General features: G+C 55.6%; 13 protein-coding genes. 7 read left to right on the top strand and 6 right to left on the bottom strand.

Features of this window, described 5'->3' with window-relative positions; all coding sequences use genetic code 11:
• The first annotated feature begins 17 nt into the window (after positions 1-17).
• The 4 genes from tyrR to V6942_RS00050 all read left to right on the top strand — a co-directional run bounded on the left by tyrR (position 18) and on the right by V6942_RS00050 (position 5,874).
• Positions 18-1,559 (top strand): transcriptional regulator TyrR, encoded by a 1,542-nt coding sequence (gene tyrR, locus V6942_RS00065; protein ID WP_106928965.1) that lies wholly within the window; start codon positions 18-20, stop codon positions 1,557-1,559.
• A gap of 261 nt (positions 1,560-1,820) precedes the next feature.
• Positions 1,821-3,029, top strand: coding sequence for an oligosaccharide MFS transporter (locus tag V6942_RS00060; RefSeq protein ID WP_333500674.1), 1,209 nt, complete (start codon positions 1,821-1,823; stop codon positions 3,027-3,029).
• 7 nt (positions 3,030-3,036) lie between these two features.
• A complete protein-coding gene (locus V6942_RS00055) occupies positions 3,037-4,698 on the top strand; it encodes a hypothetical protein (protein ID WP_333500673.1) in 1,662 nt (553 codons plus the stop codon).
• A gap of 300 nt (positions 4,699-4,998) precedes the next feature.
• Positions 4,999-5,874 carry an AraC family transcriptional regulator gene (locus V6942_RS00050; RefSeq protein ID WP_106928959.1) on the top strand — a complete coding sequence of 292 codons (876 nt, stop codon included), beginning with the start codon at positions 4,999-5,001 and terminating at the stop codon, positions 5,872-5,874.
• 45 nt (positions 5,875-5,919) lie between these two features.
• Here the strand turns inward: V6942_RS00050 and tpx are convergent, their stop codons facing one another.
• Positions 5,920-6,426, bottom strand: coding sequence for a thiol peroxidase (tpx, locus tag V6942_RS00045; RefSeq protein ID WP_106928957.1), 507 nt, complete (start codon positions 6,424-6,426; stop codon positions 5,920-5,922).
• 100 nt (positions 6,427-6,526) lie between these two features.
• Between tpx and ycjG the strand changes: the two genes are divergently transcribed.
• A complete protein-coding gene (gene ycjG, locus V6942_RS00040) occupies positions 6,527-7,492 on the top strand; it encodes an L-Ala-D/L-Glu epimerase (protein ID WP_333500672.1) in 966 nt (321 codons plus the stop codon).
• Here ycjG and mpaA read toward each other — a convergent pair.
• The gene (gene mpaA / locus V6942_RS00035; protein ID WP_106928953.1) at positions 7,483-8,202 is read right to left on the bottom strand and encodes a murein tripeptide amidase MpaA; all 720 of its coding nucleotides are present in this window, start codon (positions 8,200-8,202) and stop codon (positions 7,483-7,485) included. The two genes, ycjG and mpaA, sit on opposite strands and share 10 nt — an antisense overlap.
• Positions 8,203-8,394: 192 nt before the next feature.
• On the opposite strand from mpaA, the gene V6942_RS00030 reads away from it, so the two are divergent.
• Positions 8,395-10,011, top strand: a complete 1,617-nt coding sequence (locus tag V6942_RS00030; protein WP_106928951.1) for a peptide ABC transporter substrate-binding protein — start codon at positions 8,395-8,397, stop codon at positions 10,009-10,011.
• Positions 10,012-10,055: 44 nt separating this feature from the next.
• Here V6942_RS00030 and V6942_RS00025 read toward each other — a convergent pair whose 3' ends face one another.
• Complete coding sequence (locus V6942_RS00025) at positions 10,056-10,625, bottom strand: DJ-1/PfpI family protein (protein ID WP_106928949.1); 570 nt, start codon at positions 10,623-10,625, stop codon at positions 10,056-10,058.
• Between the two features lie 124 nt (positions 10,626-10,749).
• Positions 10,750-11,463, bottom strand: coding sequence for an SDR family oxidoreductase (bdcA, locus tag V6942_RS00020; protein ID WP_106928947.1), 714 nt, complete (start codon positions 11,461-11,463; stop codon positions 10,750-10,752).
• A 158-nt stretch (positions 11,464-11,621) separates the two neighbouring features.
• Between bdcA and V6942_RS00015 the strand changes: the two genes are divergently transcribed.
• Positions 11,622-11,987, top strand: coding sequence for a hypothetical protein (locus tag V6942_RS00015; protein ID WP_182965511.1), 366 nt, complete (start codon positions 11,622-11,624; stop codon positions 11,985-11,987).
• A 43-nt stretch (positions 11,988-12,030) separates the two neighbouring features.
• Here the strand turns inward: V6942_RS00015 and V6942_RS00010 are convergent, their stop codons facing one another.
• Both V6942_RS00010 and V6942_RS00005 read right to left on the bottom strand, forming a co-directional pair.
• Positions 12,031-13,020, bottom strand: coding sequence for an aldo/keto reductase (locus V6942_RS00010; protein ID WP_106928943.1), 990 nt, complete (start codon positions 13,018-13,020; stop codon positions 12,031-12,033).
• Between the two features lie 169 nt (positions 13,021-13,189).
• Entirely contained in the window at positions 13,190-15,334 is a 2,145-nt protein-coding gene (locus tag V6942_RS00005) for a putative bifunctional diguanylate cyclase/phosphodiesterase (protein ID WP_182965509.1), read from the bottom strand.
• Positions 15,335-15,674 lie beyond the last annotated feature (340 nt).

Here is a 15,674-nt window from a genome sequence, read left to right as displayed (position 1 = left end):
TAAGGGTGAACACTCCCATGCGTCTTGAAGTCTTTTGTGAAGACCGCCTTGGTCTGACTCGTGAACTGCTCGATTTATTGGTCCTGCGCGGTATTGATCTGCGCGGTATCGATATCGACCCTGTTGGCCGAATCTACCTTAATTTCGCGGAGCTGGATTTCTCCAGCTTCAGCAGCCTGATGGCGGAAATCCGCCGTATCGCCGGCGTCACTGACGTACGTACCGTACCGTGGATGCCCTCCGAGCGCGAACACCTGGCGCTGAGCGCGCTGCTGGAAGCCATGCCGGAACCGGTGCTGTCGCTGGATACGCGTAGCAAAATTGAACGTGCCAACCCGGCGAGCTGCCAGCTGTTTGGCATGAGCCAGGATCGCATGCGTAACCACAACGTGGCGCAGCTGATTAGCGGCTTCAACTTCCAGCGCTGGCTGGAGAGCGATGCGGTGGAATCACATGCTGAGCATGTGGTGATCCACGGGCAAAACTTCCTGCTGGAAGCCACGCCGGTCTACATCAACGGCGAGGGCGATAGCCGAATCCTGGCGGGGGCAGTCGTCATGCTGCGCTCGACATTGCGTATGGGCCGTCAGCTGCAAACCATGACCACGCAGGATGTTAGCGCGTTCAGCCAGATTGTCGCCGTCAGCCCGCGTATGCGGCAGGTGGTCGATCAGGCTCGTAAGCTGGCGCTGCTGACCGCGCCGCTGCTGATTGTGGGGGAAACCGGCACCGGTAAAGATCTGCTGGCTCACGCTTGCCATCTGGCGAGCCCGCGCGCGGCGAAGCCGTACCTAGCTCTGAACTGTGGTTCTATCCCGGAAGATGCCGTCGAGAGCGAGCTGTTTGGCGATGCTGCCGATGGCAAAAAAGGGTTCTTTGAGCAGGCTAACGGCGGCTCGGTGCTGCTGGATGAAATTGGCGAAATGTCGCCGCGTATGCAGACGAAACTGCTGCGCTTCCTCAATGACGGCACTTTCCGCCGGGTGGGTGAAGATCATGAAGTGCACGTTGACGTGCGCGTTATCTGTGCCACGCAGAAAAACCTGGTCGAGCTGGTGCAAAAGGGATTATTCCGTGAGGATCTCTACTATCGCCTCAACGTGCTGACGCTCAACCTGCCGCCGCTGCGCGATCGTCCGCAGGACATCATGCCGCTGACCGAGCTGTTCGTGGCGCGCTTTGCCGATGAGCAGGGGATCGCGCGGCCGAAGCTGTCTGCTGATTTGAATACGGTGCTGACCCGCTATGGCTGGCCGGGCAACGTGCGGCAGCTGAAAAATGCAGTCTATCGTGCGCTGACGCAGCTGGAAGGCTACGAACTGCGTCCGCAGGACGTGCTGCTGCCGGATCACGATGTCTCAAGCGCGGCGGTCGGTGAAGAGGCGATGGAAGGTTCGCTGGATGACATTACCCGCCGTTTCGAGCGCTCGGTGCTGACTCAGCTTTATCGCAGCTATCCGAGTACGCGCAAGCTGGCTAAGCGTCTTGGCGTATCGCATACGGCGATTGCCAATAAATTGCGGGAATATGGCTTGAGTAATAAGAAGGGCGAAGAGTAATCCCTGCCGCGTAATAACCCGGTGGTGCCGTGCCACCGGGTTATTCTGGACATATCAAAATAGAAAAGTTTGCATCATAATTCCAAACTTTTTCCCCGCCCCGACGACAATTACTTCCACGTTTTTAGCAGAATGATTTTTTTTGTGATCTCAATGCCGTTTTAGAACAGGTTGCCCGAATACTGTTGGCACTCCAAAATAGGAGAGCCTATGAATACGTGCGACGAAGCAGTAAAAGCATAGTGTAAAATTTATATTACGTTGAGCTTATTTATATTAGTGTACTTTTTTTCATGGAAAGCGACCCTGGATACCTATTCCTTCTGGTTATCAGAAAAAATAGGTCTGGACGGCGTGGCGATCGGTATTGTTTTCGCAGTAAACGGTTTTTGTGCGGTATTGATTAAACCGGTTTACGGATTTTTAATCGATCGGCTTGGGCTGCGTAAGGATTTGCTTTTTTTCATATCACTTATTTCTATTACCGTGTTTCCATTCTTCTTTTATATTTACAAACCGCTATTACAGAATGTTCTTTATCTGGGGATCGTGGCGGGTGCGGTCTTTTTAAGTATGGGGTATTACGCGGGCTGCGCGGCGGCCGAGTCATATCTTGACCGCTTTGGTCGTCTGTTTGACCTTGAGTTCGGGCAAATTCGCATGTGGGGAGCGATTGGCTCAGTTTTCTCGGCGGCCAGCACTGGCTACATTTTTAATATTAACCCCATGATTAACTTTGGCATCAGCTCTGCCGGTGCGCTGGTCATTCTGATCATTGTTCTGACCATGAAGATTGAGGTCAGCGATGAGGTGAAAAGCCGGATTATCGCCAAAGAAAAAACGACGCTGAAAGACATCACGGCCCTGTTCCGCCAGCGCAATTTCTGGACGTTTGTCCTTTATGTTTGCGGCGTGGTATGGGTATTGTTTGTCGCGGAGCAGCAGTATCCTCGCTTCTTTATTACCTTTTATGACAGTAAAGAGACGGGACATCAGATGTACGGCTATCTTGGCGCAGCGAGCCTTGGCTGCGAGTTTCTGTGCATGATGGTTGCGCCGGGAATCGTTAACCGGCTGGGGCCAAAAGCGGGGATGCTGATCACCGGTTTTGTCGTCGCCGCACGTTTTATCGGTTCCGGGCTGGTCACCAGCGCGCTAGCGATTGGTATTATCAAACTTTCCTGGGGCATTGAAATGTCCTTTCTGCTGGTGTCGGTATTTAAATACCTCGAGATAAATTTTGATAAAAAAATTAACGGCACCATGTATTTATTAGGCTATCAAAGCGTGAACTATGTGGGCACCGTTTTGCTGTCACCGTTGAGCGGTTATTTATACGAAAAAATCGGCTTTGCTGACACCTATTTATTAATGGGCTGTACCGCACTGCTGTTTACGGTTTTATCGGCGGTGCTGTTGAACAATAATCGTAAAACAGCGCAATTAACCTTGAACCCCCGACACTCATGAGCCGAAAATGACAAGAGCGCGAATTATCAGTCGACTTTACCAGATAATAAATAGCACCGTAACCCGAACGCTGAATAAACAACAAAGCTTTGCTCAGACATTAACATTAGCGGGTGATCCCTACATTAGCGGGAAGTTTGCGCTGGCGTTGAGCCTGCTGCTTGAACAGTCTCCAGAGCGTTGCGCGGAATGGGAAAGCCTTTGGCCTGAACTGGTGAGTGCGCCTTGCGATAACTGGGGTAAATATTATTTCCTCCAGGCGCTGCTGAGGCTGCAACAACAAAGGGTGCTGGAACAGGTATTGACCGCCGGGCAGCTCGCGGTGCTGCGTGGTAAGCTAGACTGGCAGGAGATGGTCGAAGAGACGACGTGGCAGCTGAAATCGTGCTTTCCCACTAACTTCTACGGCGTTGCGTTCAGCGTGGCGCGGCTCAGGTTCCTGCTGGGGTGGGAAAGCGAACGGGCATCGCAGGAAATCTTACAGCGGCTCCTTGAGCATTACCGCGCCCACGCGGAGAACGGCTGTTGTGACGAAACCCGTGGGCATGGCCGCTTTGATCGTTACAGCGTGCTGCTGGTAGCGGAAATTTGCCAGCGCCACCTCGAAACCGGGTTGCCGGTCGCCGATTGGTTACAAGCGTCGCTGCGCCAGGCGGCAACGCTGGTGCTGTCGATGTGTACCGATAATGGTAGCGGTTTCCAGTGGGGACGTTCGATCGGTGCCTATGGCGACAGTGCCTTTAATGAGATTCTGGCGGTCAGTGCGCGTCTTGGGTTGCTGAATGCGCAGGAACTGGCGGCGGCAGGCGCGTTTTCTCTGGCCTGTAGCGAACGCTTCCTGAGCTTCTGGTATGACCCGGATGAGCAGAGCGTAAATTTGTGGTTTAAGGGCCGTCAGACCGACGCCTATCGTGCCGAGCATCGGCTGGTCGGGGAGAATATTAGCCTTTGCGTGCAGCACCTGAACGTCCAGCAGGTCTGGTCCGCGCGAGCTGCCGCATCGGCGTCAGTGCCACGTCCGGCGCAGCTTGCGCTAACCTTCACCGCATTTCGTGAAGCGCGCTATGCTCGCGGCCTGTATCAGTGGTATGACGGGCAGCGTGCTTTTGTGCTGCCGCTGATAAACGGTGCTCGCCCCTACCACGGTACGTCGCCTTATTTCCCTATTCCGTTCAGTGAAGGGCTGTTTACCGGCGTGGCGCAGGGCGATGCGCCGCTATGGGTGCCCGGTATTTATGATGAGCGCGGCCGCGTGCTGCGTCCGCTGGTCTGGTTTCGCGGTACTCGGCAGCAAAAGACCGCCGGGGGATGGGAAATTATTATCGAATATGACGGGCTGGACGTGGTCGCCAAAGCTGGTGAGGTGGTGCAAGAACCGCTGCGCGACGCCGAATTCGGTTGCAGGACGCGCTTTCTGATCGCGCCCGGGAGCGTGACGCGCGAGGATACCTTTACCTGTCCGCCGGGTAGATCGCTGCGCATTGAGCTGATCGCGGCGGTTTATGCTGAAAGCACGCCGGTCCGGTTGCAAGGGTATACGCAGATCCAGCGTCGGGCGACCACGCTACGTAGCCCGACCGGCCCGCTGGCGCAGGAAATCGTTGGCAGCCTCGCGTGCGCCGAACGAACGGAGTTCACCGTTAGCTGGCAGGTACAATACAATGAATAAATTGCCTCTGGCGGGGCGATAAAATACACGACGCGTCATCAATCTATTTATCACCTCCTTTTATATTACGATGATTTTATATCACTCGCTTAAGGGCTTCTGCGGCTATTTGAATATGACCATGCGGGTGAGCAAGATCATCATATTGACGGACGCAGGAGGCTGGAACATTAATTGATTGATTTAATGTGATGGGTCTCTGGGTTTAACCTGGTCAGCACGAAGACAATTCTATTGTCGTCTCGAACGGGCGGCCAGGCGTAAGCCCGGATAAATTTACTTTCTCTGAACTGAGGTTCTATGGCGACATCGCGCGGCTATGGAAAAGATGCCACCCTATTGGAAACCCTTGAAATTGATGAAACGGCCATCTATTTCAATCGAATGAAAAATACATCAGCTGATTATTATCATTTTCATGAATGCCCTGAAATGCTTTTTATTACCCGGGGTATTGGCATTGCCGTCGCCGAACATCAGCAGTTTACGGTGAAACCCGGGCGGCTATTTATTTTTCCGCCTGGGCGAGTGCATAAAATTTATGTTGAACAAGGGGCGAACAATCAATATCACCGTACGACGCTACATTTCAATAGCACTCTGCTGGAACCTTTCTTTCGTGACTTTCCCCGGCTGCAGATACTGCTGCGCCAGTTGAGCAGTTACGGTGAGAAAATACGTATTTTCGATGTTTCTGCTATTCAGCCAATGATTGAAATGCTGCTCGAGCGCTTCGACGGTCTGGGGCATGATGGCCTGGTCACAATCAATGATAGCGCGCTGTTGCTGATGCAACTGATTAGCTTTCTGCCCGGGCAGGAACTGGAGAATGCGCTGCATTCAGAGCAGAATGCGTTTTCCGCCAGTATTATTCGCTGGATTGAAGAACACTTTCAGGAGCACTGCTCGCTGGAGGCGCTGGCTGCCGCATCGGGCTGTTCGGAGGGGCATGCATCGAGGCGCTTTCGTCGCGAAACGGGCGGTACGTTGCAGGAATATTTGATCATGAGGCGGATCCGCCATGCCTGTGAACTGCTCGTGCATACAACCCTGTCGGTCAGGGAAGTGGGGAAGCGCTCGGGATTTACGGAATATGCCTGGTTTATCACCAGTTTTCGAAAATATATGGCAAAAACCCCCCTCCAGTACCGCAAATCATATAGTCTAAGAGGCTGAGGGATAAGAAATTGTCCTGACCGCAGTGCGGTCAGGACAAGAATATTACGCTTTCAGCGCTGCCAGCGCAGCGTCGTAGTCCGGCTCGTTGGTGATTTCGTTCACCAGTTCGCTGTATACCACGTTGTCGTTCTCATCAATCACGACAACCGCGCGAGCGGCCAGGCCTTTCAGCGCGCCATCGGCAATGCCGACGCCGTAGGTCTGCAGGAATTCCGGCGCACGCAGAGTAGACAGCGTCACGACGTTGCTCAGGCCTTCTGCGCCGCAGAAGCGAGACTGGGCGAACGGCAGGTCAGCGGACACGCACAGAACAACGGTGTTCTCCAGTTCGCCAGCCAGCTGGTTGAATTTACGCACGGATGCCGCGCATACGCCGGTATCGATGCTCGGGAAAATGTTCAGAACTTTACGTTTGCCAGCGAACTGGCCCAGGGTGACGTCGGACAGATCTTTTGCCACCAGCGTAAACGGTTGAGCTTTATCGCCCGCCTGTGGGATAGAACCTTGAACAGCAACGGGATTGCCCTGGAAATGTACGGTTTGCGACATGATTATCTTCCTGTTTACATATAGTTAACGTCAACCCTAGTGTATGACAACAGACGTTAACACGGCAAACCCTATTTACGCCTGAATAAAAGGAGCCAAAATGAGAAACCTGCGCGTGTTTGAAGAGGCCTGGCCGCTGCATACGCCTTTTGTGATTGCCCGCGGCAGCCGCAGCGAAGCAAAAGTGGTGGTGGTTGAACTGGAGCAGGATGGGGTAAAGGGCGTCGGTGAGTGCACGCCGTACCCGCGCTATGGCGAGAGCATCGCCTCGGTGATGGCGCAGATTATGACCATCGGGGAGCAGCTGGAGCGTGGGATAACCCGCGAACAGCTTGCTCAACTGCTGCCAGCCGGGGCCGCCCGCAATGCGGTCGACTGCGCGTTGTGGGATCTGGAGAGCGCACTGGCCGGTAGCTCCGTCGTCAAGCAACTGGGCGTCACGCTGCCCGGCACGGTGACGACGGCGCAAACGGTGGTGATCGGCACGCCCGAACAAATGGCCGCCAGCGCAAAGGCACTGTATGCCAGCGGCGCCAGGCTGCTGAAGGTGAAGCTGGACAATCATTTTATCTGTGAGCGAATGGTGGCGATTCGCGAAGCCGTACCGGAGGCGACGCTGATTGTCGATGCCAATGAGTCCTGGCGCGGAGAGGGGCTGGCCGCACGCTGCCAGCTGCTGGCGGACCTGCGCGTCGCCATGCTGGAGCAGCCGCTGCCGGTGGGTGAAGATGACGCGCTGGAGACGTTTATTCACCCGTTGCCGATCTGCGCTGACGAAAGCTGCCATACCCGTGAAGACCTGTCGATGCTGCACGGGCGCTATGAGATGGTGAATATCAAACTCGATAAAACCGGCGGGTTGACCGAAGCGCTGGCGCTGGCGGCCGAGGCAAAAGCGCAGAATTTTGCGCTGATGCTTGGCTGTATGCTTTGCACGTCGAGGGCCATTGCCGCCGCGCTACCGCTGGCTCCACAGGTACGTTTTGCCGATCTCGACGGCCCCACGTGGCTCGCCGCCGACGCGCAGCCGGCGCTACGCTTTACCTGCGGTGAGCTTCATTTGTGAGGTTTCGGCTGCCAGTGCAGCAGCCTGGTCATCGCCGCCAGATAACGCTCGCTGGCCTCGTCTGAGGAGATGGGCGGGAACTCGGCGGTAATACAGTGCAGCCCGATATCGTTGCACCAGCTGCCGAATGAACCGGGCGTCTCGTAGCCGACGCTGCTGACCAGCGGCAGAGTGAAGGCGTCCGCCAGCCAATGCCCCAGCTCGCTGCCGCGGGTGTCTTCAATGCAGGCCAGCGGGTCGTGGAACGATACCACCCACGCGGGGCTAATCTGGTGAATCAACTGACATAGCGCGCGGCTTTCCGGCTCGGAGGCCGGGCGGCTGCCGGTGAGCAATACCACGTCGCGCTGTTCCGCAGCGCTATTCCAGCGATATACCGTTTCCCCTTGTTTCCAGTTTGCCGCCGGGAAATTGCGATTCAGATCCACGCCGTTGGCGTTGGCGCGCAGTCCGAGCTGGCAGCCGTCCGGATTGACTGCCAGCACCACGTGATGCCGACGCAGATCCGGCGACAGGGTGCGCAGAGCGCAGGAGAGCGTGACCACCGAGGAATTTTCATCCCCGTGGGTGCCTGCGATGATTAAGCCACTCTGCGGCCCGGCCAGCGGCGCAGGGAACCAGATCAGCGGCGCGCCCAGCAGCGAGCGGCCATAGTGTTGTGTCCCGGGTGGGAAAGCGCCGCGCTGGGCGCGGGGGCGGGTAGCAGCCATAGCGTGAGTCCTGATACATAAAGTGGATATTGTGCAGTGTTGTGCAAAATTCGCCGTGAATCAAATAGTTTCCTGCATATGAATTGACGGTGTAAATCAACTTTCTGCGACATGGCGTTTGCAATTATGGCAAGTGAAACAAATAATATTTTCATTATGTTGTGTGGGTTTATCTACTTTTAAGGGGATGTCATGAAGTATCCTTTCACCTTGACCTGCTGTGCTGCGCTGTTAGTGGGTCTGAGTACTGTCGCCGTGGCGGCGGAAGTGCCTGCCGGGACGACGCTGGCGAAGCAGCAGGAGCTGGTTCGCCATATTAAAGATGAACCCGCTTCATTAGATCCGGCAAAAGCCGTCGGGCTGCCGGAAATTCAGGTTATTCGCGATCTGTTTGAAGGCCTGGTTAACCAGGATGCTAACGGCAATATCATTCCTGGCGTGGCTGCCCGCTGGCAAACGAACGATCAGAAAACCTGGACCTTTACCCTGCGCAGTGATGCGAAATGGTCGGACGGCACGCCGGTCACCGCGCAGGACTTCGTTTACAGCTGGCAGCGTCTGGTCGATCCGAAAACCACCTCGCCGTTTGCCTGGTTTGCCGCACTGGCGGGGATCATGAACGCGCAGGACATCATCGATGGTAAAGCGAAGCCTGAAACGCTGGGCGTGACGGCGGTTGATACCCATACGCTGCGCGTGCAGCTCGACAAACCGCTGCCGTGGTTCGTCAACCTGACCGCTAACTTCTCGCTCTATCCGGTCAATAAAGCCGCCGTTGACAGCGATAAAAACTGGACGCGTCCGGGCAAACTGGTGGGCAACGGCGCCTACGTGCTGGCCGATCGTGTGGTTAACGAAAAGCTGGAGCTGGTGCCGAATAAGCATTACTGGGATAACGGCAAAACGGTGATCCAGAAAGTCACCTTTATGCCGATTAACCAGGAGTCAGCCGCCACTAAACGCTATCAGGCCGGGGATATTGATATCACTGAATCTTTCCCGAAAAACCTGTATCAGAAGCTGAAAAAAGAGCTGCCGGGCCAGGTCTTTACGCCCCCACAGCTGGGAACTTACTACTACGCTTTTAACACCCAGAAGGGGCCGACCGCCGATGCGCGCGTGCGTCTGGCGCTCAGCATGAGCATCGATCGGCGCATTATCGCCGATAAAGTGCTGGGAACCGGTGAAAAACCGGCGTGGCGCTTTACTCCGGATGTCACGGCAGGCTTTAAGCCGCAACCGTCGGCGCTGGAAGAGAGTAGCCAGGCCGAGCTGAACGCGCAGGCCAAAATGCTGCTACAGGCCGCAGGCTACGGTCCGAATCGCCCGCTGAAGCTGACGCTGCTGTATAACACCCAGGAAGTTCACCAGAAGATTGCCATTGCCGTGGCGTCGATGTGGAAGAAAAATCTGGGCGTCGACGTGAAGCTGCAAAATCAGGAATGGAAAACCTATATCGACAGCCGCAACACCGGCAACTTCGATGTGATCCGCGCGTCGTGGGTTGGAGACTACAACGAGCCGTCGACTTTCTTGTCGTTGCTCACCTCAACCAACAGCGGCAATATCGCACGCTTTAACGATGCGGCGTATGACAAGGTGATTCGCCAGGCCAGCCTGGAGAGCAGCGCCGAGGCGCGTAACGCCGATTACAACATGGCCGAGAAAATTCTGGCGGAAAAAGCGCCGATTGCGCCGATTTACCAGTATACCAACGGGCGCTTAATTAAGCCTTGGGTGAAAGGATACCCGATCACCAATCCGGAAGACGTGGCCTATACGCGCACGATGTATATTATCAAGCACTAACCTCTTCGCTGGCGCAGTGAACCGCGCCAGCGGTCTTTCTTCTCTTACCGCTGCAACACCTCTGCGAACCTGGCCAGCCACTGTGGGTGCGCGGGCCAGGCAGGAGCCGTCACCAGATTACCGTCCACGTGCGCCTGATCGATACCAATGTCGGCATACTGACCGCCGCTAAGCCTGACTTCCGGCGCGCAGGCGGGATAGGCGCTACAGGTACGGCCCTTTAATACGCCAGCGGCTGCCAGCAGCTGTGGGCCGTGGCACACGGCGGCAATCGGCTTGTTAGCTGCATCGAAGTCTTGCACCAGCTTAATCACCTGCTCATTGAGGCGCAGATACTCGGGCGCACGTCCGCCGGGGATCAGCAGGGCGTCATAATCCTGCGCGTTTGCCGAGGCGAAATCGGCGTTCAGCACAAAGCGGTGGCCGGGCTTTTCGCTGTAGGTTTGGGCACCGTCAAAATCGTGGATCGCCGTCATAATGTAATCGCCTTTCGGCTTATCCGGACAGACCGCATCAACCTGATGGCCAATCATCTGCAGCGCCTGAAATGGCACCATGGTTTCATAATCTTCCGCATAATCACCAACCAGCATGAGAATTTTCTTGCCAACCATAATCTACCCTCAAGAAATCAAGATGTTTAAGATATAGCCTGGCGGTGAAGGGATAGCGAACCGCAAACCGCGCGCTGCATCACGGATATGACGAGAGCCCGCGCGGTAGACGGCGAGGACAGCGTCAGGCACCGAATGCGCCGTCGATGGTGTGCATCGCACCGGTAACAAATGCTGCTTCAGGCCCCGCGAGCCAGGCCACCATCCCGGCGACTTCTTCCGGGCGTCCGTGGCGTTTCAGCGCCATAAAGCTGTGCATCAGCTCTTTTAGCGGGCCGGATTCCGGATTGGCGTCGGTGTCAATCGGCCCCGGCTGCACCACGTTCACCGTGATACCGCGCGGGCCAAAATCGCGCGCCAGCCCGCGAGCCAACCCCTGTAGCGCCGATTTACTCACCGCATAGGCGGCCAGGCCGGGAAGGGGCATTCGGTCGCCATTGACTGAACCAATCACAATAATCCGCCCACCGTCGGGCATGAGGCGGGCGGCTTCCACCGCAGCATGATAGGGCGCATGGATGTTAATCCGGAACAGGCGGTCGATGGCGTCGCTGTCTTGCTCTAACGCATCACCGAAAATAATGATACCCGCGTTAATCACCACAATATCCAGCGGACCGCAATCGCCTACCAGTTTGATGACCGCATCGCGGTCAGCGCTATCCGCCACTACGGCAGTGCTGCCCGTTTCTGCCGCCAGCCGTTCGGCGGCTTCTCGTGAGCCAGCATAGCTGAACGTGACCGCCGCGCCCTCGGCGGCAAAGCGCCTGACGATGGCCGCGCCGATGCCGCGGCTGCCGCCTAAAACCAGTACGGATTTATTCTGAAAGACAGACATAGAATCGACCCTCATGCAGATGATGCGACGATGATGATGACGTGCGGCAGACCGCGCTGCCAGCAAGGAGTATAGCTGCTTGCGTAGCGCTCCATTTGCCGCCGCCGCTGCTATACTTGCTCAAGCAATTTTCCCATTCTGGCTGCGGGCAAACTGAGATGATCTATGCATCTGATATCATGATCTTTGGCAAAGTGTTGCTCGCCATTTTTTTGCTGCTGTTGCTGGCAAGCTATCTTTTCGCAAAATTCAATTTCCCGATTTCCGTGCTATTGACCACCTGGCTTTCTACTGCCGCGGCGTTTGCGTTGCTGGTGGTGTTGGTATTGATGCCGGGGATCCGAGAGGATGAAGTGTCGCTGGGCAAACGTTGGCTGGAAGAGTGTTCAGTGGTGGAGAAATATGAGCGACATTCGCTAGGTGAATCGACCAATCGGTTACGGTGTCACGGTGTGGAAGAGCGGGTGGATGCGCGCGATTATCAGACATTTACTCTGGCATACCTCGAACGCGGGGCGCGCTGAGATAGCCCGGCATGACGAGAGTATCGTCTCCGGGCTGCCGTGGTTATCGCCCTACGCGTGCCTGAAGCGCCGCCGGGTAACGGTCACCGACTATCTTCACGGCGTCCAGCGCCCGGGTGATTTGCTGGCGTTCATCGGCGGTCAGTTGGATATCCACCGCGCCGAGGTTTTCCTCCAGCCTGTACCGTTTTGTGGTGCCGGGAATCGGCACAATCCACGGTTTTTGCGCCAGCAGCCAGGCAAGCGCAATCTGCGCGGGCGTCGCCTGACGTTCGGCGGCCAGCGCGCCCAGTACGGTTATCAGCTGCGCGTTAGCGGCCAGCGCATCGGCCTGAAAACGGGGCACCTGGCTGCGAAAATCGTCGCTGCCAAAAGCGGTGCTGGCGTTAATCGCCCCGGTCAGGAAACCTTTTCCCAGCGGGCTGAACGGCACAAATCCGATTCCGAGCTCTTCCAGTAACGGAATGATTTCCTCTTCAGGCTCGCGCCACCACATAGAGTATTCGCTCTGTAACGCCGCGACCGGCTGTACGGCATGCGCGCGGCGAATGGTTTGTGCACCGGCCTCAGACAGGCCGAAGTGTTTCACCTTACCTTCGGCAATCAGGTCTTTGACTGCGCCCGCCACCTCTTCAATCGGCACATTCGGATCGACGCGATGCTGATAAAGCAGGTCGATGGTCTCTGTTTTCAGGCGGCGCAGCGAGCCTTCTACCGCTTGGCGGATATGCTCCGGACGACTGTTTAAGATCTGTTGTTTGTTATCATTGCCGAATGTGAATCCGAACTTGGTGGCAATGACCACACGTTCACGAAACGGTTTCAGCGCCTCACCGACCACGTCTTCGTTGACATAAGGGCCATAAACTTCGGCGGTATCGAAGAACGTCACGCCGCGTTCGACGGCAGCGCGAATTAATGCGATAGCTTCATGCGTGTTCGTTGCCGGGCCATAGCCGTGGCTCAGCCCCATGCAACCTAGGCCAAGCGCGGAAATGGTGAGGCCGGAACGGCCAAGAGTGCGTTGTTGCATATCAAGCTCCTCAATACGTGAAACGGCGGCCCGCCGGGCGAGGGTGCTGCGGGCTGTCTTGTGTGAGCAGAGAATAGCGCGGGTGGATTTATTTTATCAGAGGGTCTAATTCGATAAGCTTAATGAATTTTATTCATAACCGATGGCCAGACCTGCCGGCCATCGACGTTCAGGCGTGCTTTTTCTTCCCGGCGGAAGAGGAGATATCGCGGCGCAGCGCGGCGGGGGCATTCAGCTCGCCGCTGAGCGGGAGATTATTGAGCATCACTTCAATATCTTCTGCCGGGACCGGATCGGAGAACCAGAAGCCCTGTAGCGCATCGCAGCCCAGCCCGGTGAGAATGCGCTGCTGTTCCTGCGTTTCTACGCCCTCCGCCACGACGGCCATATTCATCGAATGCGCAATCGAGATAATCGTGGAGACGATTTTGATATGTTTGCTGTTTTCCCGCATGTCTTTCATAAAGCTTCTATCAATTTTCAGCTCTCCGGCAGGGAGGTCCTGCAGCGCCAGCATGTTGGAATAACCGACGCCGAAGTTATCAATTGAGATCGTGATACCGATACGGCAGAAATCGTGAAAGATCTGAACGCTGCGATCAAATCCGTGCAGCGCTGCGGTTTCGGCGAGTTCGAGCGTTAAGCGCGTTGGCGAGACGCGATGGCGGACCAGCGTGTCGCAAACCAGTTCATAGAAGTTCTGCTGCTCAAACTGCACCGGGGAAATGTTAATCGACAGCGTCCAGTCATCGTGCCCGGCAAGACTCCATTTATGCAGCTGCGCGCTGGCTTGTTCCAGGATCCAGTTACCCACCGGTACAATGAGCCCGGTGTTTTGCAGCGTCGAGAGGAACACTTCCGGCAGCAGGATGCCTTTTTTCGGGTGGCGCCAGCGCAGCAGCGCTTCAAAACCGTAAATGCGCTTTTCTTTGACATGATATTTGGGCTGATACCACAACTCAAACTGACCGCGCTCCAGCGCTTGAGTCAGGTCCTGCAAGAAGTGCGCGCCTTGCCATGTGCTGTCGAGCATCGACTCATGATAAAACACCCAGCCGTTGCGACCATTGTGCTTCACGTGATACATCGCCGTATCGGCAGAAAGCTTCAAATCCTGCGGCGTTTCGCCGTGACCCGGGTACAGGCTGATGCCGACGCTCAGCGATATTTGCAGAATCTGCCCGGAGTGATAAAACGGCCGCCGGATGCTTTCGACCATGCGCGTACAGATATCGGCAATCTCGGCTTCGGTGCTGTCGGGGGCCAGCAGAATAAATTCATCGCCGCCGATACGGGCAAGGGTCATTTTAGGCGTCAGGCAGGCGCTCATACGGTTGGCAACGGAGACCAGTAGATTATCCCCAACGTGATGCCCCCAGGCGTCGTTGACCAGTTTAAAACGATCAAGATCCATCAGCACCAGAGCAAAAGTGCTACCCGCCAGCCGAGCCTGGTGCAGGCAGGCCAGCAGACGCATATCGATCTGGCTGCGGTTGGCAAGGCCAGTCAGACCATCGTAGCGGGCCTGCTGTTCAAGCTGCTGGTTCAAACGCTGCAGGTTTTCGGTAAGCCGCGTGGTGCGGACCTGAGAGTCGACCATGGAAATCATCAGCATCAGCCCCAGCAGCAGCAGCGTGGTGACGGAGACCCAAATAGACAGGCCTTCTTCGCTGACCATCGCCGTATGGCTTACCATGATGTGGCCATGCCCGGTAAAGGTGGCGGCGCTCATGCCGGTATAGTGCATGGCGGCAATCGCGATCCCCATCGCCAGCGCTGCACCAATGCGCGTCAGCAGGACGCCTTTGCTGTTCAGTCGCAGGCTGAACGCCAGCCACAGGGCGACGCAGGAGGCGACAATGGCTATCACCACCGAGACGATAATCAGCGGAATGCTCCAGGTTATTTCATCGTGAGCCATCAGTGCCGCCATGCCCACATAGTGCATGGTCACGACGCCGCTGCTCAGCAGCGCGGTGGCAATACACAACCGCTTAAGCGATAGCGTGTTACCGGCAACGGCAATATTAATGGCCAGCGATGATGCAATAATCGCGGCCAGCAGCGAAATAACCGTGAGCCCCAGGTGATAGCTCATGGGCATCGACATTTTCATCGCCAGCATGCCGATAAAATGCATTGACCAGATACCAATGCCGAGCGTGGCGCCACCGGTTATGCGCCAGAAGATAGCCGCTTTCTTATTTGAAGCAGCGATTTTTGCAGCACTATCAAGCGCAACGAAAGATGCGATGAATGCCACCAAAAATGAAATACCGACCAGTATCGGGTCCCACGAAGCGTGCAGCATCATGCAATCCATACCTTTTCATAAAGTGGGTTCTATTTAATCTATCAGCATAATCCGAATTTTATCCAGAAAAATAACTATCAAAATCCGTTTTTTTTCACGGATTAGATACCTTTAGAAATTAATTAAGCAGGGCTTAAACACGGTGAAATGACAGTGAATAATACAGCGTCGGGCATTATATTGTGCTTACTTTCTATGGAGTTAATCTATTTTCTGGTGGCTGTGGTAATAAGTTTTGCTTTGGTTGAGATAATGCACTGAAAAAAGTGAAACTCGCACAGCTAAGGAAGGTGCGAACAAGTTCCTGATATGAGATCATCATATTCATCCGGAGCGCATC

This window comes from Kluyvera genomosp. 2, assembly GCF_036759865.1.
Taxonomy (GTDB): Bacteria; Pseudomonadota; Gammaproteobacteria; order Enterobacterales; family Enterobacteriaceae; genus Kluyvera; species Kluyvera ascorbata_B.
The sequence above is the reverse complement of the archived record's forward strand: the minus strand, read 5'-3'. Positions and strand labels throughout refer to the sequence as shown.

Excerpts from the sequence above, each read along its gene's own strand:
- tyrR (WP_106928965.1), top strand. The coding sequence starts at position 18 with ATGCGTCTTGAAGTCTTTTGTGAAGACCGCCTTGGTCTGACTCGTGAA.
- V6942_RS00055 (WP_333500673.1), top strand. The coding sequence starts at position 3,037 with ATGACAAGAGCGCGAATTATCAGTCGACTTTACCAGATAATAAATAGC.
- V6942_RS00050 (WP_106928959.1), top strand. The coding sequence starts at position 4,999 with ATGGCGACATCGCGCGGCTATGGAAAAGATGCCACCCTATTGGAAACC.
- tpx (WP_106928957.1), bottom strand. The coding sequence starts at position 6,426 with ATGTCGCAAACCGTACATTTCCAGGGCAATCCCGTTGCTGTTCAAGGT.
- ycjG (WP_333500672.1), top strand. The coding sequence starts at position 6,527 with ATGAGAAACCTGCGCGTGTTTGAAGAGGCCTGGCCGCTGCATACGCCT.
- mpaA (WP_106928953.1), bottom strand. The coding sequence starts at position 8,202 with ATGGCTGCTACCCGCCCCCGCGCCCAGCGCGGCGCTTTCCCACCCGGG.
- V6942_RS00030 (WP_106928951.1), top strand. The coding sequence starts at position 8,395 with ATGAAGTATCCTTTCACCTTGACCTGCTGTGCTGCGCTGTTAGTGGGT.
- V6942_RS00025 (WP_106928949.1), bottom strand. The coding sequence starts at position 10,625 with ATGGTTGGCAAGAAAATTCTCATGCTGGTTGGTGATTATGCGGAAGAT.
- bdcA (WP_106928947.1), bottom strand. The coding sequence starts at position 11,463 with ATGTCTGTCTTTCAGAATAAATCCGTACTGGTTTTAGGCGGCAGCCGC.
- V6942_RS00015 (WP_182965511.1), top strand. The coding sequence starts at position 11,622 with ATGATCTATGCATCTGATATCATGATCTTTGGCAAAGTGTTGCTCGCC.
- V6942_RS00010 (WP_106928943.1), bottom strand. The coding sequence starts at position 13,020 with ATGCAACAACGCACTCTTGGCCGTTCCGGCCTCACCATTTCCGCGCTT.
- V6942_RS00005 (WP_182965509.1), bottom strand. The coding sequence starts at position 15,334 with ATGATGCTGCACGCTTCGTGGGACCCGATACTGGTCGGTATTTCATTT.